The organism is Actinokineospora xionganensis, assembly GCF_014323725.1.
In the GTDB taxonomy this organism is placed as follows: Bacteria; Actinomycetota; Actinomycetes; order Mycobacteriales; family Pseudonocardiaceae; genus Actinokineospora; species Actinokineospora xionganensis.
This window is the reverse complement of record NZ_JABVED010000031.1, coordinates 1-23,597: the sequence shown is the minus strand read 5'-3', so window position 1 is coordinate 23,597 and position 23,597 is coordinate 1. Positions and strand designations below refer to the sequence as shown.

Annotated in this window: 15 protein-coding genes; 8 read left to right on the top strand and 7 right to left on the bottom strand. The window is 66.3% G+C overall.

Annotated elements, in window-relative coordinates:
• Positions 1-5 precede the first annotated feature (5 nt).
• Positions 6-2,093, bottom strand: coding sequence for an ATP-dependent DNA helicase UvrD2 (locus GPZ80_RS30330; RefSeq protein ID WP_187224542.1), 2,088 nt, complete (start codon positions 2,091-2,093; stop codon positions 6-8).
• 64 nt (positions 2,094-2,157) lie between these two features.
• Here GPZ80_RS30330 and GPZ80_RS30325 point away from each other — a divergent pair, with 64 nt between their 5' ends.
• Both GPZ80_RS30325 and GPZ80_RS33905 read left to right on the top strand, forming a co-directional pair.
• Positions 2,158-2,886 (top strand): DUF4191 domain-containing protein, encoded by a 729-nt coding sequence (locus GPZ80_RS30325; protein WP_187224541.1) that lies wholly within the window; start codon positions 2,158-2,160, stop codon positions 2,884-2,886.
• 72 nt (positions 2,887-2,958) lie between these two features.
• Positions 2,959-3,720 (top strand): GNAT family N-acetyltransferase, encoded by a 762-nt coding sequence (locus tag GPZ80_RS33905; RefSeq protein ID WP_187224540.1) that lies wholly within the window; start codon positions 2,959-2,961, stop codon positions 3,718-3,720.
• Positions 3,721-3,787: 67 nt separating this feature from the next.
• Here GPZ80_RS33905 and GPZ80_RS30315 read toward each other — a convergent pair whose 3' ends face one another.
• On the bottom strand, positions 3,788-4,270 hold the full coding sequence (locus GPZ80_RS30315) for an RDD family protein (RefSeq protein WP_187224539.1): 483 nt from the start codon (positions 4,268-4,270) through the stop codon (positions 3,788-3,790).
• A gap of 235 nt (positions 4,271-4,505) precedes the next feature.
• On the opposite strand from GPZ80_RS30315, the gene glnA reads away from it, so the two are divergent.
• The 5 genes from glnA (at position 4,506) to GPZ80_RS30290 (ending at position 15,890) form a co-directional block, all read left to right on the top strand.
• On the top strand, positions 4,506-5,930 hold the full coding sequence (gene glnA, locus GPZ80_RS30310) for a type I glutamate--ammonia ligase (RefSeq protein ID WP_187224538.1): 1,425 nt from the start codon (positions 4,506-4,508) through the stop codon (positions 5,928-5,930).
• A gap of 926 nt (positions 5,931-6,856) precedes the next feature.
• Positions 6,857-10,126: a helicase-related protein gene (locus GPZ80_RS30305; RefSeq protein WP_187224537.1), complete on the top strand. Its 3,270-nt coding sequence runs from the start codon at positions 6,857-6,859 to the stop codon at positions 10,124-10,126.
• Positions 10,119-10,832 carry a DUF4391 domain-containing protein gene (locus tag GPZ80_RS30300; protein ID WP_187224536.1) on the top strand — a complete coding sequence of 238 codons (714 nt, stop codon included), beginning with the start codon at positions 10,119-10,121 and terminating at the stop codon, positions 10,830-10,832. Before GPZ80_RS30305 ends, GPZ80_RS30300 begins: the two co-directional genes overlap by 8 nt.
• Before the next feature lie 2 nt (positions 10,833-10,834).
• On the top strand, positions 10,835-12,808 hold the full coding sequence (locus tag GPZ80_RS30295; RefSeq protein WP_222720093.1) for a site-specific DNA-methyltransferase: 1,974 nt from the start codon (positions 10,835-10,837) through the stop codon (positions 12,806-12,808).
• A 4-nt stretch (positions 12,809-12,812) separates the two neighbouring features.
• A complete protein-coding gene (locus GPZ80_RS30290; RefSeq protein WP_187224535.1) occupies positions 12,813-15,890 on the top strand; it encodes a type III restriction-modification system endonuclease in 3,078 nt (1,025 codons plus the stop codon).
• 318 nt (positions 15,891-16,208) lie between these two features.
• Here GPZ80_RS30290 and GPZ80_RS33110 read toward each other — a convergent pair whose 3' ends face one another.
• The gene (locus GPZ80_RS33110) at positions 16,209-16,625 is read right to left on the bottom strand and encodes a helix-turn-helix domain-containing protein (protein WP_312880658.1); all 417 of its coding nucleotides are present in this window, start codon (positions 16,623-16,625) and stop codon (positions 16,209-16,211) included.
• A gap of 471 nt (positions 16,626-17,096) precedes the next feature.
• On the opposite strand from GPZ80_RS33110, the gene GPZ80_RS30280 reads away from it, so the two are divergent.
• Complete coding sequence (locus GPZ80_RS30280; protein ID WP_187224534.1) at positions 17,097-18,182, top strand: P-loop NTPase family protein; 1,086 nt, start codon at positions 17,097-17,099, stop codon at positions 18,180-18,182.
• 33 nt (positions 18,183-18,215) lie between these two features.
• Here GPZ80_RS30280 and GPZ80_RS30275 read toward each other — a convergent pair whose 3' ends face one another.
• The 4 genes from GPZ80_RS30275 to GPZ80_RS30260 are packed head-to-tail and all read right to left on the bottom strand — an operon-like array spanning position 18,216 to position 23,306.
• Positions 18,216-18,632 (bottom strand): acyl-CoA thioesterase, encoded by a 417-nt coding sequence (locus tag GPZ80_RS30275; protein WP_187224533.1) that lies wholly within the window; start codon positions 18,630-18,632, stop codon positions 18,216-18,218.
• Between the two features lie 54 nt (positions 18,633-18,686).
• On the bottom strand, positions 18,687-21,689 hold the full coding sequence (locus GPZ80_RS30270) for a bifunctional [glutamine synthetase] adenylyltransferase/[glutamine synthetase]-adenylyl-L-tyrosine phosphorylase (protein WP_187224532.1): 3,003 nt from the start codon (positions 21,687-21,689) through the stop codon (positions 18,687-18,689).
• 4 nt (positions 21,690-21,693) lie between these two features.
• Entirely contained in the window at positions 21,694-22,446 is a 753-nt protein-coding gene (locus GPZ80_RS30265; protein WP_187224531.1) for a type 1 glutamine amidotransferase, read from the bottom strand.
• On the bottom strand, positions 22,443-23,306 hold the full coding sequence (locus tag GPZ80_RS30260) for a GNAT family N-acetyltransferase (RefSeq protein WP_187224530.1): 864 nt from the start codon (positions 23,304-23,306) through the stop codon (positions 22,443-22,445). The genes GPZ80_RS30265 and GPZ80_RS30260 overlap by 4 nt, the downstream gene beginning before the upstream one ends.
• Positions 23,307-23,597 lie beyond the last annotated feature (291 nt).

Below are 23,597 nucleotides of genomic sequence, written 5' to 3'. Positions count from 1 at the left end.
GCCGGTCACATACCGCTCGAACGGGTGGCGTTAGCGACCAACGAGAGCACCTCTTGCCCGAATTTGTCCAGTTTGACCGCTCCCACACCGGAAATCGACACGAGCGCGGCCCGATCCGCCGGACGCTGTTCGGCGATCGCCAGAAGTGTGGCATCGGTGAAAATGACGTAGACCGGCACGCGCAGCGCCTTGGAGCGCTCCAGCCGCCACTGCCGCAGCCGTTCGAGCAGGCCATGGTCGAGATCGACCGGACACGTCTCGCAGCGGCCGAGCTTGAACGCCATCGTGCCCGCCAGCTCGTCACCGCAGACCCGGCAGTGCCGGATCATCGGCATCCCGCGATCACGCCTGCGGGTCGCGGAAGCAGCGACCCGGGCGGTCGGATGGTTCTCCGGGATCAGGCCATAGAGGAAGCGGCTGCGCCTGCGGTAGCGCTTGCCGCCTTCGGCGCGCGCGAGCGCCCAGGTGAGCGACAGATGCTCACGGGCTCGGGTGACACCCACATAGAGAAGCCTGCGCTCCTCCTCGATCTGCGCCTCGTTGCCGTCGGCGTGCTGGATCGGCAGCGTGCCGTCGACCAGGCCGACCAGGAACACCGCGTCCCATTCCAGGCCCTTGGCCGAGTGCAGCGACGCCAGGGTCACGCCCTCCACGGTCGGCGGGTGCTGGGCCTGGGCGCGCAGGTCAAGCTCGTGGACATAGCGCGCGAGGTCGGCGTCGGCGACCGTCGCGGCGAGTTCCTCGGCCAGCTCCACCAGGGCCAGCAGCGACTCCCAGCGTTCCCGCGCCGCGCCGCCGCTGGGCGGGTCAGCGGTGAGGCCGAGCGGTTCGAGCAGGCTCCGCACGAGTTTGGGCAGCTCGCCGGTCGGCGACTGCACCGCCGCGGTGCGCAGCGTGGCCGTCGCCTGCCGGATCTCCTGCCGGTTGAAGAACCGCTCGCCGCCGCGCACCAGATACGGGATGCCCAGCTCCGTCAGCGCCTGCTCGTAGACCTCCGACTGCGCGTTGATCCGGAAGAGCACGGCGATCTCGCTGAGGGCGACGCCCTGGTCGATGAGGTCCTTGATCCGTCCGGCGACGGCGGTCGCCTCCCCGGGCTCGTCGTCGTACTCGACGAACACCGGGTCGGGCCCCGGCTTACGCTGGCCGATCAGCCGCAGTCGCGACCCGGCTGGCCGGTCGCGCGCGGCGGAGATGACCCTGTTCGCCAAGGACACCACTTCCGGTGTCGAGCGATAGTCACGCTCTAGGCGCACGACCGTCGCCTCGGGAAACCGGCGGGTGAAGTCGAGCAACGGGCGGGCCGAGGCACCTGCGAAGGAGTAGATCGTCTGGTTCGCGTCGCCGACGACGGTGAGGTCGTCGCGGCGGCCCAGCCAGGCGTCGAGGACGCGCTGCTGCAACGGGGTGACGTCCTGGTACTCGTCGACCACAAAGCAGCGGTAGCGGTCGCGGAACTCCTCGGCCACCGCGGAGTGCTCCTCCAGGGCGGCGGCGGTGTGCAGCAGCAGGTCGTCGAAGTCGAGTTGGTGGGCGCGGTTCTTCAGCGCCTCATAGCCGGTGTAGACCTCTGCGACCTTCTCCGCGGGCGCCGGTGTCTCGCGGCGGAAGCGCGCGACGGCGGCCGGGTAGTCCGCGGGCGCGATCAGCGACGCCTTCGCCCACTCGATCTCGCTCGCCAGGTCGCGCAGGGTCTCCCGCTCCGTGCCTATGCCGAGCTTGTTCGCCACCTGCCCGACCAGGCGCAGCTTGCCGTCGATCAGCTCCCACTGCTCGCCGCCGACGACGCGCGGCCAGAAGTAGCGCAGCTGGCGCAGGGCGGCGGCGTGGAAGGTCCGGGCCTGCGCCGCGTGGATGTCGAGCGCGCGCAGCCGGGTACGCATCTCCCCCGCGGCCCGCGCGGTGAACGTGACCGCCAGAACCTGCCCGGCGCTGACGTGCCCGGCGTGGATGAGGTGGCCGATGCGGCTGACGATGGTCCGGGTCTTGCCGGTCCCGGCGCCCGCGAGGACGCACACGGGCCCGCGCGGGGCGGTCACCGCGGCGAGTTGGTCCGGGTCGAGCCCGGCGAGCGGATCAGGTGCGCCGGCCATGTCGACCATCCTGACAGAGAGCGCACCCGACGGACGCGGGACCACGCACCGTATCCTGGTGGTTATGGCTGACAAGCAGGACAAGGCGGCCGCCAAGGAAGCCAAGAAGGCGCGCAAGGCTGCGTCGAAGGCGAAGCGCGGACAGCTCTTCCAGGCGTTCAACATGCAGCGCAAGGAGGACAAGGCCCTCATCCCCTGGATGCTGGGCGCCCTCCTGGTGGTGACCGGCGTCGTATTCGGCATCGGGCTGCTGCTCGGGATCGAGTGGTTCCTGCTGCCGGTGGGCATCGCCCTCGGCGCGTTGGCCGCGGTGATCATCTTCGGCAGGCGGGTCCAGAAGAACGTCTACGCGAAGGCGGACGGCCAACCCGGCGCCGCGGCGTGGGCGCTGGAGAACCTGCGCGGCCGCTGGCGGGTCACCCCGACCGTCGCGGGCACCACGCAGCTCGACGCGGTCCACCGGGTGATCGGCAGGCCCGGCGTCATCCTGGTCGCCGAGGGCGCGCCGCACCGGGTGAAGAACCTGCTCGCCCAGGAGAAGAAGCGCATCGCCCGCATCGTCGGCGAGACCCCGATCTACGACGTGATCGTCGGCAACGAAGAGGGCCAGGTGCAGCTGCGCAACCTGCAGCGGCACCTGATGAAGCTGCCCAACAACCTGCGCCCGGCCGAGATGGACACCGTCGAGAAGCGCCTCGCCGCCATCGCCAACCGCGGCGCGGCCATGCCGAAGGGCCCAATGCCCCCCGGCGCCAAGATGCGCAGCGTGCAGCGAACCCTCCGCCGCCGTTAGAGCCTGCTTTGCCGCCGCCCCCGATCGAATAAATCGGGGGCGGCGCTGTCAGCGGCGGACTACGTTCCGTCCGTGCTTGAAACCGATCTCCTGGCCGTGCGAATCGCCACCGCCCAACGCGACGGGCTGGCTCGGTCCAAGACTGTCATCCCGGCAGGGCCGTTCACCGGCATGCTCACCGAGGGCGGCCACCCCATGGCCTCCTACGCCGTGGCGACCGAGCCCGGCAACCGGGTGACCGACCTTGCCGACAGCGTGGACATGCTCCGGACCGCTTTCCCACCGGGCCTGCTCCGGTTCGAACTCATCGAACAGGCCAGCCCCGGCGCGTCCGAACTCCTGATCGCCGCGGGTCTGAAGGTGACCGCCCGGATACCGCTGATGACCGTCGACCCGGCAGGCGTGACCGTTCCCGAGATACCCCACGGCGTCACCATCCAACGCGTCACCACCGCGGGCGACGCGACCGCCGCCAACGCCGTCGCCCATGTCGCGTTCGGCGCACCTGGCGAGCCAGGTGTCAGCGGCGAGCCCGGCCGCGCGGAAGACGGGGGGACAGTCCTTGCCCGTTTGGACGGCAAGCCTGTCGCAGTGGCGTCGTGGACCGGGGTCGCCGACGGGGTGGCAGAGATCGCGGGTATCGCCACCGCCGCGGAACACCGCCGCAAAGGCCTGGCGACACTGGTGACCGCGTACGCCGTGCGCGCCGCCGCCGAGCGAGCAGGCGTCACCCTGGCCTGGCTGACCCCAGGCGACGACGGCGCGGAACAGGTCTACCGCCAAGTCGGATTCACCCACGTAGCCGACGCCATCCACCTGGGCGAACAGAGCTAACGGCCCTTCAAGCACCCACAAATCGCAAGGGGCCGACCCAAGAGGCACCAAACCGCCCGAACGCGGATCAGCGAGTACGCAGAACCAGCGTCCCCAGAAGCCGGTCGTGCAACCCACGACCATCCTTGTCATTGATGGCTGCGGGCAAGATCACACCCACCAACGCCGTCCGAGCGATCCCCCGCAACGGACCCACCAACGCCGACCCATCCATCCGCATCACCCGCATCCCGAGGACGGCCTTGCCGGGAGTGAATCCGGCCAGCGACACCCCCACCGCGGAGATCACGAACCACACCCCCATGGCCCACAGGTTGAAGGTCCACATCGTCGCCGGGTCGTCGAAGTCCCTGCGCACGAAAAGGGACGTCACCAGCGAGGCCAAGACCAGATCGATCAACAGCGCGCCCAGCCGGATCGCGGGTGAGGCGACCGAGCCGGAGCCGCGCTCGGGCAGGCCGAGGCGGTCACCCCGCCACCGGATCTCACCGTCAGTGGGCGAAATGGCCGCGCTTGGGCCGGACAACCACGAACCAGTCCATCTGCTCACCCCACCAGCGTAGGACGAAGTGCCATCCGTGCCCGCTCCTGGCATCCTCTTGAGCAAAACCGGCCGTCGTTAACATCGGCGAAACATCTCGGTGATGGTCGGGCAACACCACCCTCTTAGCGTCATCACGCAGAGCGGGCACGGCACTGCGGCCGTGATCGCAGGCAGGGACGGTTGCCCGCTCGCGCGATGTGCCGGGATTGGACCGGCGGAGAATACGAAGGAGTCAACGAGCGTGTTCAACTCTCCCGACGAGGTCCTGCGCTTCATCGCAGAAGAAGAAGTGAAGTTCGTCGATGTGCGGTTCTGCGACCTGCCCGGCGTGATGCAGCACTTCACCGTCCCCGCTTCCGCGTTCGACGAGGACGCCTTCACCGAGGGCCTCGCGTTCGACGGCTCGTCGGTGCGCGGCTTCCAGTCGATCCACGAGTCGGACATGCTGCTGCTGCCCGACCCGTACACGGCCCGCCTGGACCCGTTCCGCACCGAGAAGACGCTGATCCTCAACTTCTTCGTGCACGACCCGTTCACCAAGGAGGCGTACTCCCGCGACCCGCGCAACATCGCGCGCAAGGCGGAGCAGTACATCACCGAGTCCGGCATCGCCGACACCGCGTTCTTCGGCGCCGAGGCGGAGTTCTACATCTTCGACTCGATCCGCTTCGACTACACGGAGAACGGCTCGTTCCACGAGATCGACTCGGTCGAGGGCTGGTGGAACAGCGGCGCCGAAGAGGGCGGCAACAACAAGGGCTACAAGACCCGCTTCAAGGGCGGCTACTTCCCCGTGCCGCCGGTCGACCACTTCGCCGACCTGCGCGACAAGATGGTCCTGAACATGCAGGACGCGGGCTTCACCGTCGAGCGCGCGCACCACGAGGTGGGCACCGCGGGCCAGTCTGAGATCAACTACCGGTTCAACACGCTGCTGCACGCCGCGGACGACCTGCAGTTGTTCAAATACCTCATCAAGAACACGGCGTGGGAGGCCGACAGGTCGGCCACCTTCATGCCGAAGCCCCTCTTCGGCGACAACGGCTCGGGTATGCACACCCACCAGTCGCTGTGGAAGGACGGCGAGCCGCTGTTCTACGACGAGTCCGGCTACGCGGGCCTGTCCGACACCGCCCGCCACTACATCGGCGGCATCCTGGCCCACGCGCCGTCGCTGCTGGCGTTCACCAACCCCACGGTGAACTCCTACCACCGCCTGGTGCCCGGCTACGAAGCCCCGGTCAGCCTGGTCTACTCCCAGCGCAACCGCTCGGCCTGCGTGCGTATCCCGATCACGGGCAACAACGCCAAGGCCAAGCGCGTCGAGTTCCGCTGCCCGGACTCGTCCGGCAACCCGTACCTGGCCTTCGCGGCCATGGTCATGGCGGGCCTCGACGGCGTGAAGAACAAGATCGAGCCCCCGGCCCCGATCGACAAGGACCTCTACGAGCTTCCCCCGGAGGAGGCCAAGGAGGTCCAGCAGGTGCCCGCGTCGCTGGGCGAGGTCCTCGACGCGCTCGAGGCCGACCACGACTACCTGCTCGAGGGTGGCGTGTTCACCCCGGACGTGATCGAGACCTGGATCGCGTTCAAGCGCGAGCACGAGATCGACCCGCTGCGCCTGCGCCCGCACCCGTACGAGTTCGGCATGTACTACGACGTGTGATCCTGCGAGCCTATAGAGCGGCCTGACCAGCGGAAACGCCGTTCAGGCTACTCTCCCAGGTCGCCTACAGGCCGTCTGAGCGCAAAGATCATGGCCCGCCAGCATCCCGCTGGCGGGCCATGGGCTTGTTGGGCGGACACGCTCAACAGCACCGACGCCCGACCTGGCCTGTACCCCACATTGCGTCACACAACGTAACCAGGGCTAGTTGATGAAGCACCGCCCAGGCCGTTCACAAGTAGGAGAACAGTAGGAACCGACTGGTCGTCTTCAGAACCCTGCGTCGCCACGACAAATCTGTGGGCACAACGAACCGAGATGCACAAGGCCGGCTTCGTCGTCGCCGGGTACTGGTCCGCGTTGCCGCCCGAGGCCGAACTGGAAGCACGTATCGCCGAGATCTACCGAGCAGCCCAGGAGCAGATCGCACGCCACCAACTCGGCCCCGCTTGCGCCGAGGGGGCGAGCGGACGACCGACGGCTTCGGCGTTTCACCTCGTCGCCAGCGTTGGTCAGGCGGAGCGCCCTGGCCTGTGCCGGAGTGGCCTGGGCGATTGGCGCTGTCGCACCCATAATGGAAGATGCTCTTGACGCTCAACAACGATGCTGGGGGCGATGGCTAGGTGACAGACGACCTCAAGCCGGTGGGTAGGACGTTGCCCCCGAGTGGAACGGCCCGCGGCCATGTGTGCCTGCACTTGCCGCCTGAGGTTCGGCCGAGGGCATCGACGGTGGACGGCCGGTTCCCCGTCGTGTTCGAGGCAAGCGGCTCGAAAATCCACTACACGACCGATCACGACAAGCGGCCGCAGGCCGCCCGGCCCCTCTTCAACGTCCCGAAGTTCAAGACCAGCGAGGTTGTCGACAACCGGGTACGTAGAGGCGGAGCGTCACCTGGTTCCAGGCCGAACGATGGTGGCGCCTGAGTGCGCATCATCGACAACCTCAATGAGTTCTTCGGCGACGATCTAAAGGCGTCGATCAAGCCTGGCTCCAAGCTGCGTATCGCGGCGAGCACGTTCTCGATCTTCGCATTCGAAGCACTGAGGCGTGAGCTTCAGTCGATCAAGGAGCTTGAGTTCATCTTCACCGCGCCGTCGTTCACAACGACGAAGGCGACCGACAAGCCCGCGCAGGAAAGACGGCAGTTCTTTATCCCGAACGACAAGAGCCAGGATGCCGCACTGTACGGCACAGAGTTCGAGATTCGGCTGCGCAACAAGCTGACCCAACGGGCCATCGCACGTGAATGCGCTGAGTGGGTGCGGCAGAAGGTCACGTTCCGCTCGAACCACACAGGCGCGCCGATGCAGTCGTTCGCTGTGGTCGATGACACCGCCGCCTACGCGCCCCTCCACGGCTTCACGACCGCCGACCTCGGGTTTGAGCGCGGCCCCGCGGTGTCGAACATGGTACACAAGATCGACGACAAGCTGGCAACGCGCCAATACATGCAGCTCTTCGACCAGATCTGGCACAACCCAGACCAACTCGACGACGTGACCGAGGCGGTCCGAGAGCACATCGCGAGCGTGTATGCCGAGAACTCCCCACAGCGGGTGTACTTCCTGATCCTCTACAACCTCTTCAACGAGTTCCTCGAAGACATCAGCGAGGACGTGCTGCCGAACGACCGCACCGGATACCAGGGCACCGAGGTTTGGAAGGCGCTCTACAACTTCCAGAAAGACGCTGCGACCGGCGTGATCAACAAGTTGGAGACCTACAACGGTTGCGTCCTCGCCGACAGTGTGGGGCTCGGGAAGACGTTCACAGCGCTGGCGGTGATCAAGTATTACGAGCTGCGCAACAAGACCGTACTCGTACTGGCGCCGAAGAAGCTCACTGAAAACTGGACAAACTACAACTCGAACTACACAACCAACATCTTCACGAAAGACCGCTTCAATTACGACGTCCTCGCCCACACCGACCTGTCGCGCGACAGTGGTGAGTCCCTGGGCAAGCGGCTTGACCTGATCAACTGGGGCAACTACGACCTGGTCGTGATCGACGAATCTCACAACTTCCGCAATGCCGACATCATCGCCCAGCGGGAGACCCGCTACCAGCGGCTGATGCGCAAGGTCATCCGTGCGGGCGTGAAGACAAAGGTGTTGATGCTCTCCGCGACCCCGGTCAACAACCGCTTCAACGATCTGCGCAATCAGCTGGCCCTCGCCTACGAGGGGGATTCGACGCAGCTCGCCACGAAACTCAACATCCAGTCGATCGAGGAGGTGTTCCGGCAAGCCCAGCGCGTCTTCAACGAGTGGTCCGCCCTAACGCCGGAGCAGCGCACAACTGACGCCATCCTCGCCCAGCTGGACTTCGACTTCTTCGAGTTGCTCGATGCCGTGACCATCGCCCGCTCGCGCAAACATATCCAGGCGTTCTACGACACCACCGACATTGGCGCGTTCCCAGAGCGGATGAAGCCGGAATCCCTGCGCCCGCCGCTGACCGACCTGGCTAGCGCCCCGACATTCAACGAGATCTTCGAACAGCTCCAGCTCCTGACCCTGGCGGTCTACACGCCGCTGGCGTACGTGTTCGAAAGTCGCCGAGACAAGTACGAGCAGATCTACGGGGCAGGTGCCGGCCAGAACTACATGGGCGGAGAGAACGCGAACCTTGGCGCGGCAAACCGCGAGCAGGGAATCCGCAAGCTCATGACAGTTAACCTGCTCAAGCGGCTGGAGAGCAGCATCGAGGCGTTCCGCCTGACCCTGAACCGGCTGGAGCACACGATCGCCGACGCGGTCGAGGCTGTCGACAACCACGCCGCGAACATTGCCGACTTTGCCTCCGCGTTCACCGACATCGACGCCGACGATGACGACTTCGAGTTCCCGACCAGCGGCACGGTCGGCCGGAAGGTGCAGATCGACCTGGCCGACATGGATGTCGAGTCGTGGAGCCGCGACCTCGCCCACGACGGCGCGGTGATCCAGAACCTGCTGGGCACGGTCAGCGGCGTCACCCCCGAGCGCGATTCCAAGCTTCGCGCGCTGCTCGAGCGGCTCGACGCCAAGTTCCAGCAGCCACTGAACCCCGGCAACCGCAAGGTTCTGATCTTTTCCGCGTTCGCCGACACGGCCGAGTACCTCTACAAGAACCTCGCCCCAGCGCTGAAGCGGCACGGCTACCACAGCGCCCTCGTCACCGGCCAGGGCAACCCGTCGACGACGGTCGGCAAGGGATACAGCTTCCAGCAGATCCTCACCCTGTTTTCCCCGCAGTCGAAGCAGCGCCACCTGGTGATGCCGCAGGAGACCTCGGAGATCGACCTACTAGTCGGCACCGACTGCATCAGTGAGGGCCAGAACCTCCAAGACTGCGACTTCCTGGTCAATTACGACATCCACTGGAACCCCGTGCGGATCATCCAGCGATTTGGCCGAATCGATCGCATCGGCTCGACCAACGAGCGCATCCAGCTTGTGAACTTCTGGCCAGACATCTCGCTGGACGAATACATCAACCTCAAGGAGCGCGTCGAGAATCGCATGGTCGCCGCCAACCTCGGCGGAACAGGCGACGACAACATTCTCGACCCCGAGGCCAGCGATGCCGCATTCCGCAAGGAGCAGCTCCGCAAGCTTCAGGACGAGGTAATCGAACTCGAAGACGTTCGCACCGGAGTGTCGATCACCGACCTCGGCCTGAACGACTTCCGCATGGACCTGCTCGGCTACCTTAAGGAGTACGGCGACCTGGCCGGCACCCCGAAGGGACTGCACGCGGTCGTCCCCGCCCAGCCCGAAAAGGGGCTCAAGCCCGGCGAGATCTTCGTGCTGCGCAACATCAACGCCGACCAGGATCTCAACCGTGGCAACAGGCTGCACCCGTACTACCTCGTCTACCTCGACGACGACGGACAGGTGATCGCCGATCACACCGAGGTCAAGCACCTGCTCGACCTGATCCGCGCCGGATGCCGGAACCGTGACGAGCCCGCATGGGAGGTGTGCCGCGTTTTCAACGCTGCCACTCGCGACGGGGCCGAAATGGGCACGTATAGTCGCTTGCTCACCGATGCGATCCGCTCGATGATCGACCTCACCGATGAGCGCGATGTCGATAGCCTGTTCAGTCCCGGCCACACGACTGCGCTCGCGCAGACCATCGCCGGGCTCGATGATTTCGAGCTGACCGCCTTCCTCGCCATCGTCGAGGAGCCCACCAATGATTGACGCCTCACCAGCGGTCGAAACTGCCGAAACCGCCCCGGTCCTATACCGCTGGCCCGCGAACGCCGCGTTCGGTCGCACCGTCCCGAAGACAAAGTTCTACGAGCATGGCAACGTCCGTACCGCGCTGCGCGAGAAATTCATAAATGACATTCAGCGCATCACCTGGGCCTACAAACTCGCCGACGACACCATCCGCCTGCGCGGCACGACCGCGGTGCCTGAGATTCAGATATTCACCGTCGAGACCAAGGGCGAGAACGTCTCCGACGACGTGCTGACCGCCATCGACAGATCTGTGCACTTCCCGATCATCTTCGAAGTCGCTAGTAACGACCGTCTGCGCACGGTCGCGGCCCAGAAGGCGCTCGACGGCAAAGTGCCAAAGATCGGACCGTACTTTACGACCGACTGGCAACCCTCTGATGCGCCCCGCCGACCTCTACCCACGGCGCTCAATCTGCCGGGACTATACGAGGCGATACTCGCATCGCTACTACCGGTCACGACGCGCGTCGGCGAGACGGTGTCACAGGCAACCGAAAGACTGGGCCGCGCCCGCAAGCTCGAGCGTGAGATCGCCGCACTGAACAAGAAGCTGCGCACCGAACCACAACTCAACCGTAAGATCGAACTCCGCGAGCAGATCAAGGAACGCACCGCAGTGCTCACCGAGCTGACCGACCCCATGCCGAGCAAGAAGGAATGATCGTGGACAAGCTCAAGATGCACTCGTCGGACCTCACGCAGCGCAACATCGACGCCATCGCGGAGTTGTTCCCCACGGTCGTGACCGAGACCGTCGACACCGAGGGGAACCCCGTCCGTGCGGTCGACTTCGACGCGCTCCGCCAGGAGCTCTCCGACCACCTCGTCGAGGGGCCGCAGGAGCGCTACCAACTCGACTGGCCCGGCAAGCGCGCCGCAGCCTTCGCAGCGAACGCGCCGATCGCCAAGACGCTGCGCCCGGTGCGCGAGGAGTCGGTGGACTTCGACACAACCAAGAACCTCTTCATCGAAGGCGACAACCTCGACGCCTTGAAGCTCCTGCAGGAGTCGTACCTCGGCAAGGTCAAGCTGATCTACATCGACCCGCCGTACAACACGGGCAACGACTTCGTCTACGAGGACGACTTCGCCGAGTCGAGCGCCGACTACCTCGCCCGCTCGGCTCAAAGGTCGAATACGGGCGACCGCCTTGTCGCGAATATGGAGGCGAACGGCCGCTTTCACTCCGATTGGCTTAGCATGATGTACTCCCGGCTGAAGTTGGCGCGCAGCCTCCTGACCGATGACGGGGTCATGATCGTCGCAATCGACGACCACGAACACGCGAACCTTCGCTCGATGCTGGACCAGGTCATCGGACCGGACAACTTTCTCGCAAGTGTTGTCTGGCAGGGCTCTGGGAAGAACGACGCCCGGTTCACCTCTGGCGGCATCGACTACATGCTCATCTACGCGCGGACAAAGTCGAAGCTGATCGAGGCTGACGTTCGCTTCAAGGCGCCGAAGCGTGGTTACGAAGATGTGATGGCTGCTGCGCAGCGTTGCTGGGCAGAGTCGGGTGGCGACTCAGTGCGCGCGACCGAGCTACTCCGCGCGTGGTGGAGGAGCAAGCCCGATGTCGAACCTGGCCTTGCGGCCTACTCCGACATCGACGCAGACGGCAAGGTGTTCACACGCGACAATCTTCGCTCACCGAACCCGCGGGAGAACCTAATGTACGACGTTCCCCATCCGCGGACCGGCCAACCCGTGAAGCGCCACCCCAACGGATGGGTCTATGCCAAGGCGCGGATGCAGGCGCTCATCGGGGAGGGCCGCATTCTCTTCGGCGACGACCACACGACCACCCCGCGGCTGAAACGTTTCCTCTCAGATATGTCCACGCAGGCGATCAGGCCGCTTGTGCTACAGGAGCGCGCGCCAGCGAGCGATGCCCTTGCCAGGCTGCTCGGAGCGAAGTACTTCGACTACCCGAAGGACACGGGAGTTCTTGCGACCTGGATCAACGCCGCTACGTCGGATGACAAAAAAGCGATCGTCCTGGACTTCTTCGCAGGCTCAGGGTCCACCGCGCACGCTGTCATGAACCTCAACGCCGCTGATCAAGGAAATCGACGCTTCATCTTGGTCCAGCTCGGCGAGGAGCTTGACCCCGGCTCACTCGCCCGGAAGCGCGGGTACGCGACTCTCGCCGATGTCGCCCGTGAGCGACTGCGCCGAGCTGGTGCACAAGTGAAGGAGCAGGCCGGGCTCCTCGGTTTCGACCTCGACGTCGGTTTCCGCTCACTGCACGTTGCGACAACCAACATGGCTGACACGTTCACGACGGCAGACGATCTCGTGCAGTTCGCGCTCGCTGAGGCAGTCGCCAGCGTGAAGCCCGACCGCACCGACGAAGACCTGCTCTTCCAGGTATTGCTCGACTGGGGCCTCGACCTCGCCGAGCCGGTCGCGGTCGAGGAGATCGGTGCCCGACGAGTGCTGTCGGTCGCCGATGACGCCCTGATTGCGTGCTTTGCCGACGAGGTCACCGACGCCGTCGTGAAGGAGATCGCCAGCCGACACCCGCTGCGCGCCGTGTTCCTGGACGCGGGCTTCGCAAGCGACGCCGCTCGCATCAACACCGAACAGATCTTCCGCGAGGTCTCACCCGGGACAGAGGTAAGGGCGATTTGACCCGATGAAACTCCAGTTCAAGGTTCAGCAGTACCAAACCGAGGCCGTCGATGCCGTGGTGGAGGTGTTCACGGGACAGCCCTACGCCGACGGGGTGAAGTACCGCATCGACCCCGGCGCGGACGCGGCTCGGACCTTGCTGGAGGACGCGGGCCTGCGTAATGCAGAGATCGCGCTGACTCCGCCGCAGCTCCTGGCGAATGTGCACCGGGGGCAGCAGGCCCGAGGGCTGGAGCTATCGAAAGACCTCAAGGACCCGGTCAAAAAGTCAGCCGCCCCGTTCAATCTTGACATCGAGATGGAGACCGGCACCGGAAAGACGTACGTGTACATCAAGACGATCATGGAGCTGCACAAGCGTTACGGGTGGTCAAAGTACATCGTGGTCGTGCCGTCGATTGCGATCCGCGAGGGCGTGAAGAAGTCCTTCGACATCACTGCCGAGCACTTCCAGCAGCTCTACGGCACCAAGCCTCGCACGTTCGTCTACAACTCCTCGCGGCTGCACGAGCTGGAGCGATTCTCCTCCGACTCGGGCGTGCAGGTGATGATCATCAACATCCAGGCGTTCAACGCCACCGGCAAGGACGCCCGCCGCATCTACGAGGTGCTCGACGACTTCCAGTCGCGGAGGCCGATCGACGTGATCGCGGCGAACCGTCCGATTCTGATCATCGATGAGCCGCAGAAGATCGAGGGCGATGGGAAGAAGCCGTCGAAATCGTTGGAGGCGCTCGGGTTGTTCAAGGCGCTGTTCGCTTTGCGCTACTCGGCGACCCACAAGATCGAGCGCACCAAGGTGCACCGCCTGGACGCCGTGGATGCGTACAACCAGAAGTTGGTGAAGAAGATCGCGGTGCGCGGCATCACGGTCAAGCACCTGGCCGGTAGCACCGCCTACCTGTATGTCGACGGGCTGGAGGTCGGCAAAGGTACGGACTTCCCGAAGGCTCGGGTCGAACTTGAGGTGCAGACCGCCCAGGGCATCAGGCGGCAGGTGAAGCGGCTGAGCCAGGGCATGAATCTGCACGACATCTCTGGCGGCATCGAGGCGTACAAGGGCCTGTTCATCAGGGATGTCGATGCGAACCGCGACATCGTCGAGCTGAGCAACGGCGACATCATCGGCGCCGGCGAGGTCACCCAGGATGTGACCGACGACGCGAAACGCCGCATCCAGATCCGGGAAGTCATCCGGGCCCACCTCGATAAAGAGCGCGAGCTGTTCGCGCAAGGCATCAAGGTGCTGTCGCTGTTCTTCATCGACGAGGTCGCCAAATACCGCGACTACGACCGCGCGGACACGCTGGGCGAGTACGCCTGCGTGTTCGAGGAGGAGTACGAGGCGGTACTCGCTGACTACCTAGGCCAGCTCGACTTTGACGAGGCCGCCGAGCGGTACCGCGCGCATGTCGAGGCGATCCCGGTGCGGTCGACGCACGAGGGCTACTTCTCGATCGACAAGAAGACCGGCCGCTCCATCAACGGCAAGATCGCCGCACGTGGCGACTTCGCAGGCCAGTCGGACGACGTCGATGCCTACGACCTGATCCTCAAGGACAAGGAGCGGCTTCTGTCGTTCGAGGAGCCGGTGCGGTTCATCTGGTCGCACTCGGCGCTGCGCGAGGGCTGGGACAACCCAAATGTGTTCGTCATGGGCATGCTCAAGAAGAGCGACAACACCACCACGCGGCGACAGGAGATCGGCCGGGGCCTGCGCCTGTCGGTCGACCAGCACGGCGAGCGGATGGACAACCCCGTCACCGTCCACGACATCAACGAGCTAACCGTCGTCACCGACGAGTCGTACACGGACTTCGTCACCGCCCTGCAGAAGGAGATCATCGAGTCGCTGTCGGCCCGCCCGCGCAAGGCGACCGTCGACTACTTCATCGGCAAGCAAATCAAGCTCGCCGACGGCTCCACTAGCGTGCTGGAGAAGTCGCTCGCGCAGGCGCTCTATAACCACCTGATCCGTAATGACTACATCGACGACGACGGCCTGGTGACGCAGGCGTACAGGGATGCCCGCGCCGACGGAACGCTCGCCGCCCCCATGGCCGAAGTGCTCAAGCCAGTCATCGACTTCGTGTGGCCGCTCGTCGATGCGCTGTACCTCAACGTGTCCAAGCCGACCGACGGCCGCAAGCCGAAGAAGATCCCGTTCAACGAGGCGAACTTCAAGAAGCGCGAGTTCCAAGAGCTGTGGAGCCGCATCAACCACAAGTCCGTCTACCAGGTCGAGTTCGACTCCTCCGAGCTGATCAAGAACTGCATCCACACGCTCGACAAGTCGCTCAACGTGACAGTCATGCAGTACCTCGTCGAGGCAGGCAAGCAGGTCGTGGGACTTGAAGTCGAGCAGCTCGAAGCAGGGACCGGGTTCAAGGTGTCGGAGACGAAGGTCGAGCACTCAGCCGTCTCGGCGGGCTCCACAGTGAAGTACGACCTGCTCGGCGAAATCGCGGAGAAGACCCAGCTCACCCGCCAGACCTGCGCGGCAATCCTGACGGGCATCAACCCCGGCACGTTCGCGAAGTTCAAGCAGAACCCCGAGCAGTTCATCACCGAGGCTTCCCGGCTCATCAACGAGCAGAAGGCCACTGTGATCGTCGAGCACCTCAGCTACGACCCGCTCGACGGCCGATACGACTCGTCGATCTTCACGGAGAACCAGACCGCCCAGGACCTGTCGAAGGCTGGCGACAAGCTGAAGAAGAGCGTCTACGAGTACGTGGTCACCGACTCGAAGGTCGAGCGGTCATTCGTGGAGAAGCTCGACGTCAGCGACGAGGTCGTCGTGTACTCGAAGTTGCCGCGCGGGTTCTTCATCCCGACCCCGGTCGGCGACTACAACCCAGACTGGGCGATCGCCTTCCGCGATGGCAAGGCCAAGCATGTCTACTTCGTCGCCGAGACCAAGGGCTCGATGTCCACGCTCCAGCTCAGGGGAGTCGAGGAAGCAAAGATCGAGTGTGCCCGGAGGTTCTTCAGGTCGCTCAACGAGAAGGCAGGTACCGAGAACGTCACCTACGACGTTGTCGACACGTTCGAGAACCTGCTCCAGCTAGTGGGGGCGTAGCTGAGGGTAAGTTCGTCAAGATCGACTACCGGGGTTTGCTTGGCTGGGCTGGGTAAACCCTGAGCTCCGATCAAGATCTGCCAGCGGACACAGGCATGACATGGTTCATCCGCTGCCGTGGCATGACAGCGTCGAGCCCGCATCGCTTGGTTCGCTGACGATGGCGTGGCGCGGGTGCCGGCCAGCAGGTCCGGGCTATGGCGGGACAGGATCATCCGGGCGGTCATCATCCGCGAGTAACCCGACACCATGACCCGCACCGGCGGCTAGCCGAGCTGTCCGAACCCGAGTGGGGTGTCCACGGGCGGGAACCACAGTTCACGCTGGGCCAGTTCCGAGGGGCGGTAGGCGGTCCGCGACGCCGGGTCCGGTGGGGAGAACAACAGCCGCAACTCCCGCCACGCGATCCTTGAGCACGGTCAGCGACCTGGTCGAGCTGATCCGTTCGGCGGTCACCGTCGCCGGCATGGTCGGCCACTGCGCCAGCAACTGCCGGATCTGCGGCTCGACCGCATCCACGATCGATCCCTTGGCTGGCCGCCGGTACTTCGGTGGTCCGTCGGCGGCCAGCGCACGACGGACGGTGTTGCGGCCGATCCCGAGCTGACGGGCGATAGACCTAGTTGGCATCCTCTCAGCCCGGTGAAGACGACGGATCTCCGCCCAGTCCTCCAACGCTGAGCACTCCCTGCTGTCGACGGGCGGGGTCCGTTTCCGCCCGTCGACCGTGGTCACCGTTCCACGCGACGCCACGCAAGATGACATATCACAGTAAGTATCCAGCAACGGCGCCAGGGAGCGCTGAGCTCAGGCCGTCTACAGGCCGTCATACGTTGAAGAATGACCACCGACAACGACCGTCAGCAACCACAAATCGCCAGGTCAGGTAGGGCACCGATGACAAAGTTGCAGGTCAGCGGTGCGCGTGAAACAGTTCTACGACGTGTGATCGGCTGATCCCGTCCTGACTCGGGGCGGCGGTTGTGGGGAAACCCCGACCGCCGCCCCGTTTCGCGTCTTCGGGGCACCACCCGAAAGGGTGGAAATTTCATGGCGACCTGGGATGTGGTCCCGGTTACAGGAGTGTTTCCCGAATCGAGATGTCGTGCGGATTCCCTTGCGCGCTCAGGAGGCCTTACGCTGCCGCGCAATAACGTCCGATCGGCTCTCGATCGGACGCCTCCACGCTATCGACGAGGAACCGCCATGTTCGCATCCCTTGATCCCGCACGCGTCGATCGCCTCAAGGCGGCCTACTCGGTGCGAAATCTCGATCGCGACGCGCCGCTGACCCTCGTCCATCAAGGCGATGATCAGCCAAAACACGGTGATCTCGTCCTCGCCGAGGTCACCAAGCTCGGCTATCACACGCTGCTGGAGCTGACCGACGGCCGCAAGGCAAAGCTCTACGTGGGCGACGAAATCCTCGTCGCCTACGGCGCGCGGTACGCCCCCGACCACTTCGAAGCCGAACTGCCCGACGACCTGGGCGCCTGCGACCTGGTCGCGGCCGGCGGCGTGCTGGGCAAGGTCCGCAGCCGCAACGCCGCGGTCAGCGCGCCGACGACGGTGCGCCCGCTGGGTCTGGTCGGCGACCAGTCCGGCCGCGTGCTCAACGTGTCCGACCTCAGCCTCGGCGCGCCGCCGCTGCTGGCCCTGCGCAAGCCGCCGACGTTCATCGTCGTCGGCACCTCGATGAACTCGGGCAAAACCACGACCGTCGCGTCCCTGGTCCACGGCCTGTCCCGCTCGGGTCTGCGGGTCGGCGCGGCCAAGGTCACCGGCACCGCGGCGGGCGGCGACCCATGGCTGTTCCGCGACTCGGGCGCGATCGCGGCCCTCGACTTCACCGACGCCGGGATGTCCACGACGTTCCGGATTCCGCTGGACCGGCTGGTGTCGAGTTCCCTGCTGCTCCACGGCCACCTGATGGCCCGCGGGGTCGACGCGATCGTCCTGGAGATCGCCGACGGGCTGCTGCAGCCGGAGACCGCGCAGCTGCTCGACCGCCCGGAGATCCGCCGGATCACCGACGGCGTGCTGTTCGCCGCGGCCGACTCCTCCGGCGCCCTCTACGGGGTGCAGCGCCTGCGGGCGGCGAACCACCCGGTGCTGGCGGTGAGCGGTCTGTTGACCGCGTCGCCCCTGGCGGTGCGCGAGGCGCAGGCCGGGCTCGACGTCCCTGTCTACGGACCAGACGACCTGCAGTCCCCCGCCCTCGCCGCCGAACTGCTGCGGCGCGCGGCCGCGGAGGCCGTCGTGGAAGTCGAGGTCGGCGAAGTCATGGCATGACGGACCCGCGGCGCCCCGCGGGGCGCCGCACTCCTAGTCGGACAGCTTGGCCGGGTCGAACCCGAACTCCTCGAGGACCGCGCGCGGGTCTTGGACCAGCTTGCGTTCCTTGAGGTCCATCATGCCGAGCACGCACGTGATCTCCGCGGCGACTGTGCCGTCGAGCTTGAGGATCAGCGAGTCGGTGTTGAAGGTCTTGCCGGACCCGAACTTGACCGCGCACGTCACGTCGACCTGCTCACCGCCGCGCACCTCGCGCCGGAAGTGGATCGTCGAGGACAGCAGGACCGGCGCGACCGAACGCGTCACGAAGTCGCCCCACTGGCAGCCCGCGGCGGCGAACCCCTCGACGCGGGCCACCTCGCCGTACTGGTGGTACACGGCGTGGTTGAGGTGGCCGAGCGTGTCCAGCTCGTAGGAGCGCACCGGGATTCGGATTTTCCAGGTCATGCCTCGACTCTAAGGTCCCACCCCGACAGTCGGACCGTGGTCGTGACCGGCGCCTCAGTCGTCGTAGAAGACGTGTTCGATCACCGCGCGGGCCCGGCGGGTGGTGCGGCGGTAGGAGTCCAGGAAGGCACCGGCGTCGATGTCCGAGGGATGGCCGAGGGCCGCGGCGACGGCGGCCAGTTCGCGGCCCATGGTGGGGACCTGATCGGTTTGCTTGCCGCGGACCAAGGTGGCCGCGTTGCGGACCTGGGTCGCCAGGACCCAGGCCTCACGCAGCGCCGCGGTGTCCGCGGGCGTGATGAGCCCTGCCGCCTCGGCGGCGGTGAGGCCTTCCATTGTGGACGGGGTGCGCAGCGCCGGGTGGGCGTGGGCGTGGCGCAGCTGGATCAGCTGCAGCGTCCACTCGACATCAGCGAGACCGCCGCGGCCCAGTTTGGTGTGGGTGGTCGGGTCGGCGCCGCGGGGAAGGCGTTCGGTGTCCACCCTGGCCTTGATCCGCCGGATTTCCCTTACCTGGGCGGCATCCAAGCCACCTTCCGGGTACCGCACCGGGTCGATCATCTCGATGAACCGGGCCCCGAGGTCGGCGTCGCCCGCGACCGGGCGGGCCCGGAGCAGGGCTTGGGCCTCCCAGACCTCGCTCCACTGCTTGTAATACGCCCGGTACGACTCCAGGGTCCGCACGATCGGACCCTGCCTGCCCTCCGGCCGCAAGTCCACGTCGACCTGCAGCGGCGGATCCTGGCTGGGTGAGCCCAGCAGTTTGCGGACACTCTGGGCGACTCGGCCGGCATAGCGCAGAGCGTCCGAATCGGACACTCCGGGGGCAGGCTCACAGACGAACATGACGTCGGCGTCCGAGCCGTAGCCCAGTTCCGCGCCGCCGAGCCTGCCCATGCCGATGACGGCGATGGTCGCCGGGTGGCTGCCCGCCGCCGCCGCCTCCGACCGGTCGACCGCGGCCAGGGTGGCCTGCAGGACCGCGCTCCACACGCTGGACAACGCCTCACAGACCGGCATGACGTCCATGAATCCCAACAGATCCGCGCACGCCACCCGCAGGACCTCGTGCCTGCGCAGGGATCGCGCCGCGGTGACCGCGTTGCCCAGGTAGCTGTGCCGGTTCACGGCGTTGCGCAGCGACGTGGCGACCTCGGCCGGGTCGCGGTCGGTCAGCGCTTTCGGATCGCTCAGCAACCGCAGCACCTCGGGGGCACGCACGATCAGGTCGGGCACGAGCTTCGAGGTGCCCAGCAGGGTGGCCAGTCGCTGCACCACCGCACCTTCGTCGCGCAGCACGCGCAGATACCACGGGGTGGCCGCCAGCGCCTCGGAAACCTTGCGGTAAGCCAACAATCCGCCGTCCGGATCGGCCGTCGCGCCGAGCAGGTCGAGCAGGACCGGCAGCAGCGCGGTCTGGATGGCCGCCCGGCGGGACACTCCGGCGGTCAGGGCCTTGATGTGCTGCAGGGCGCCGTCCGGCGAGGTGTAGCCGAGCGCGGCGAGCCGGGCCGCCGCCTGCTTCTCGTTGAGCCGCAACGCGTCCGTCGGCACCCGGGAGACCGCGGCAAGCAGAGGGCGATAGAACAGCTTCTCGTGCAACCGGCGGATCTTGTTGCCGTGCGCCCGAAACTCGGCGACGAGGACCTGCGCGGCCGACCGGCCGCGCTCGGGGCCGACACCGGCGGCGCGGGCCAGCCAGCGCAGGTCGGCGGTGTCGGCTTCGGCTGGGAACAAGTGGGTGCGGCGCAGCCGCTGCAGCTGCAGCCGGTGTTCGAGGGTCCGGAGGAACCGGTATGACTCGGCCAGCTCCACCGCGTCCGACCGGCCGACGTAGCCACCCGCGCCGAGCGCGGCCAAAGCGTCCATAGTGGACCCGAGGCGGAGCGACTCGTCAGTGCGGCCGTGCACGAGCTGCAGCAGCTGCACCGCGAACTCGACGTCGCGCAGCCCGCCCCGGCCCAGCTTGAGCTCTCGCTCCACCAGCTGCGAAGGCACGTGGTCCTCGACCCGGCGGCGCATAGCCTGGACGTCGGCGACGAAGTTGTCCCGGTCTGCGGCGATCCACACCATCGGGCTGACCGCGTCCATGTAGGCGCGGCCGAGTTCGGCGTCGCCCGCGATCGGCCTCGCCTTGAGCAGCGCCTGGAACTCCCACGTCCGGGCCCAGCGCTTGTAGTAGGCCTCGTGCCCGTCGACCGTGCGAACCAACGCCCCGGCCTTGCCTTCCGGGCGCAGCGCCGCGTCAACCTCGAAACACGCCTCGGTCGCCACCCGCATCATCGCGCTGGCCACCCTGGTCGCCAGCGTGGTGTCGCCCTCCCCTGCGAAGACGACGTCGACGTCGCTGACGTAGTTGAGTTCGTGGCCGCCGCACTTGCCCATCGCGATCACCGCCAGTTGGGCGCGTTCCTGCGCTTCGGCGCCACCGTTCTCCGTCCACGCGACGGCCAGCGCCGCCCGCAGCGCGGCCTCGGCCAGATCGCTGAGCTTGCCCGCGACCTGCTCGTAGGACGGCTCCTCGAGGGCAGGCTCGACCAGGTGTCCCAGGTCGTCGGCGGCGAGTTCGAGGATGAGCCCGCGATAGGCGAACTTGAGCGCCCGCACCGCTTCCGCGCCGCGGATCGCGGCCACCGGGCCCTGCGCTCCACCGGTCGTGGGCGCGCCGACAGCGGCGAGCAGGGCCTCGGTGTATCCGTCGGCGTCGGTCCCGGCCTCCCGCAGCCTGCGCCACTCACCGGTCCGCACCGCGACGAAGTCCGCCAGCGCCGTGGACGAGCCCAGCACCGACAGCAGCCTGCCGCGTAGTTTGCGGTCGACGGTGAGTGCCGCCCGCAACTGCGGCCAGGACTCGGGATCGAGTGTGCGCACGCGGTCGAGCCCGCGCAGTGCCAGGTCCGGATCGGGGGTTCGCGACAGGGCCGTCAGGGTCACTTCGTGCTCGCTGATCGGGCCGGTGTCACCCCAGAGCCCAGCGGCGCGTAGTTCCTCCTCCGCCCGACTCTCGGTCAGACCGAAGCGGGCGGCGGACGAGATGGAGCGGGCGCGGTCGGCCATGTCGTCAGACCATGGGGAGCTGCGGGCGGGCGGGCTCGACCGGCGTCAGTTCGCCGCGGGCGAGCTTCACGAACCGCTCGGTGAACGGCCGCCAGACTTCCTCGACGTCGTCGTGCAGTTCGGCCAGCCGCTCGGGTTCCAGGTCGCCCGGGCGGGCCAGCTCGGCGGCTTCGGGGTCGGCTTTGGCCCACGCCTGGACGATCTCCGGGGTGGTCTCGATGTGGAACTGGATGCCGTAGGCCTGGCCGATACGGAACGCCTGGTGCGGGTACCGCGTCGACGACGCGAGCAGCACCGCGGAGTTCGGCAGCCGGGAGATGGTGTCGTTGTGGAACTGCACGACGTCGGGCATCAGGGGCAGGTCGGCGAACAGCGGGTCGGTCCACGCGAGGTCGCGCTTGGCGATGAGGCCAGGCCCGATCTCCGGCCCGTTGTCACCGGTCTCGACCTGGCCGCCCATGGCCATGGCGAGCAGCTGTGCGCCGAGGCAGACCGCGAGGAGCGGGGTCTGCTTGGTCACGCAGGTCGCCAGCAGGGAGCGCACGTCGGCGAGCCACGGGTGGTCGATGACGTCGTTGGCGCCCATCTGGCCGCCGAGGCAGACCACGGCTTGGTAGTCCTCGAGGCTCCCCTCGAACTTCTCCCGGTACGGGTGCGCGATGCGGACCTCGGCACCGGCGTCGGTCAGCCATTCGGCGAGCCTGCCGGGCGGGTCGTTGTCGGCGAGTTGCAGGACGAGAATGGTTACGGGCGTCACGCTTCGAGAGTATGCCGGTCCGCGAACACGTACTCCACGGCATCGAACACCGGCCGGAACCCGATGCGTTGGTAGATGGAATTCGACGTCGGGTTGTCCAGGTCGGTGAACAGCAGAACGTGCTCGGCGCCCTGGTCGACCGCCCACTGCGCGACGTGGGCGGTGACCGCGGCTCCGTATCCACGGCCGCGCTTGTCCGCCGGTGTGTAAACGGGCCCGATCCGACTCATCCCGGCCCGCGGCGGAGAGGCCACGGCAAAGGAGCCCGGCTCGCCCTGGTCGATCCAGAGCCCGATTCCCCGACCGAATTCGAGGGCCTTGCGCACATCGTGTTCACCCGATTCGGGGTTACCGCCGTGCGTGGCTTCCGCGAAGAAGTCCTCCCACCAGCGCCCGACCATCGGCACGTCCGCTTCACCGGTCAACCGAAACTCACCGGCGACGTTGGTGGGCATGTCCAGTTCGCCCAGGTGATAGAGGCGCATCGGGATGGACTGCTCGATGGTTTGGCCCGAGGCGGCGATCCACGTCCGCATGAACGGATCCGCGACGTCGCGGGGTCCGCCCACACCCATGACATCGATGCCTTCGGTCAACAGGTAATCCACGACCTCAACGTGCGTCTCGACCGGGAGCGCGGACACCGAGAGCGGCCAGGGCGCCGTGCAGAACATCGCCCCGAGCAGACTCCGCTCGGCGTCGTGCGCGGTGAGCATGAGTGAGTTGCCGTAGCTGTCGGGCACTTCGATGAGCTGGTTGATGACGGTGATCGCCACGGTGTGCCGCACTGGGTCCTGCAGGAACAGGGCCTTGGCCGTGTTCCAGAACTGCTCGCCATCGTCGTGCCGCTGAACCGTCATGCCGTCATGGTGCCCGGCAAAGCAAAATGCGGCGACCGATTAACCACGCCGATGATCCGGCAGCTGGAATGGCCACCGATCGCACCGTGGGCGACATGCCTATTGGTTACACACCCGATGCGCGCAGCGCGAGCCCCGTTGATCCGGCAGGGCTGGTTTGGTCACCGATCGCACCGTGGGGGCCTGGGGGTCGCCCCCCAGAAACAACGCAAAAGTGCCCCCTGTTTCGCTTATTTCGCGAAACAGGGGGCACCCTGCAACTTTTGTCCGGCGGCGTCCTACTCTCCCACA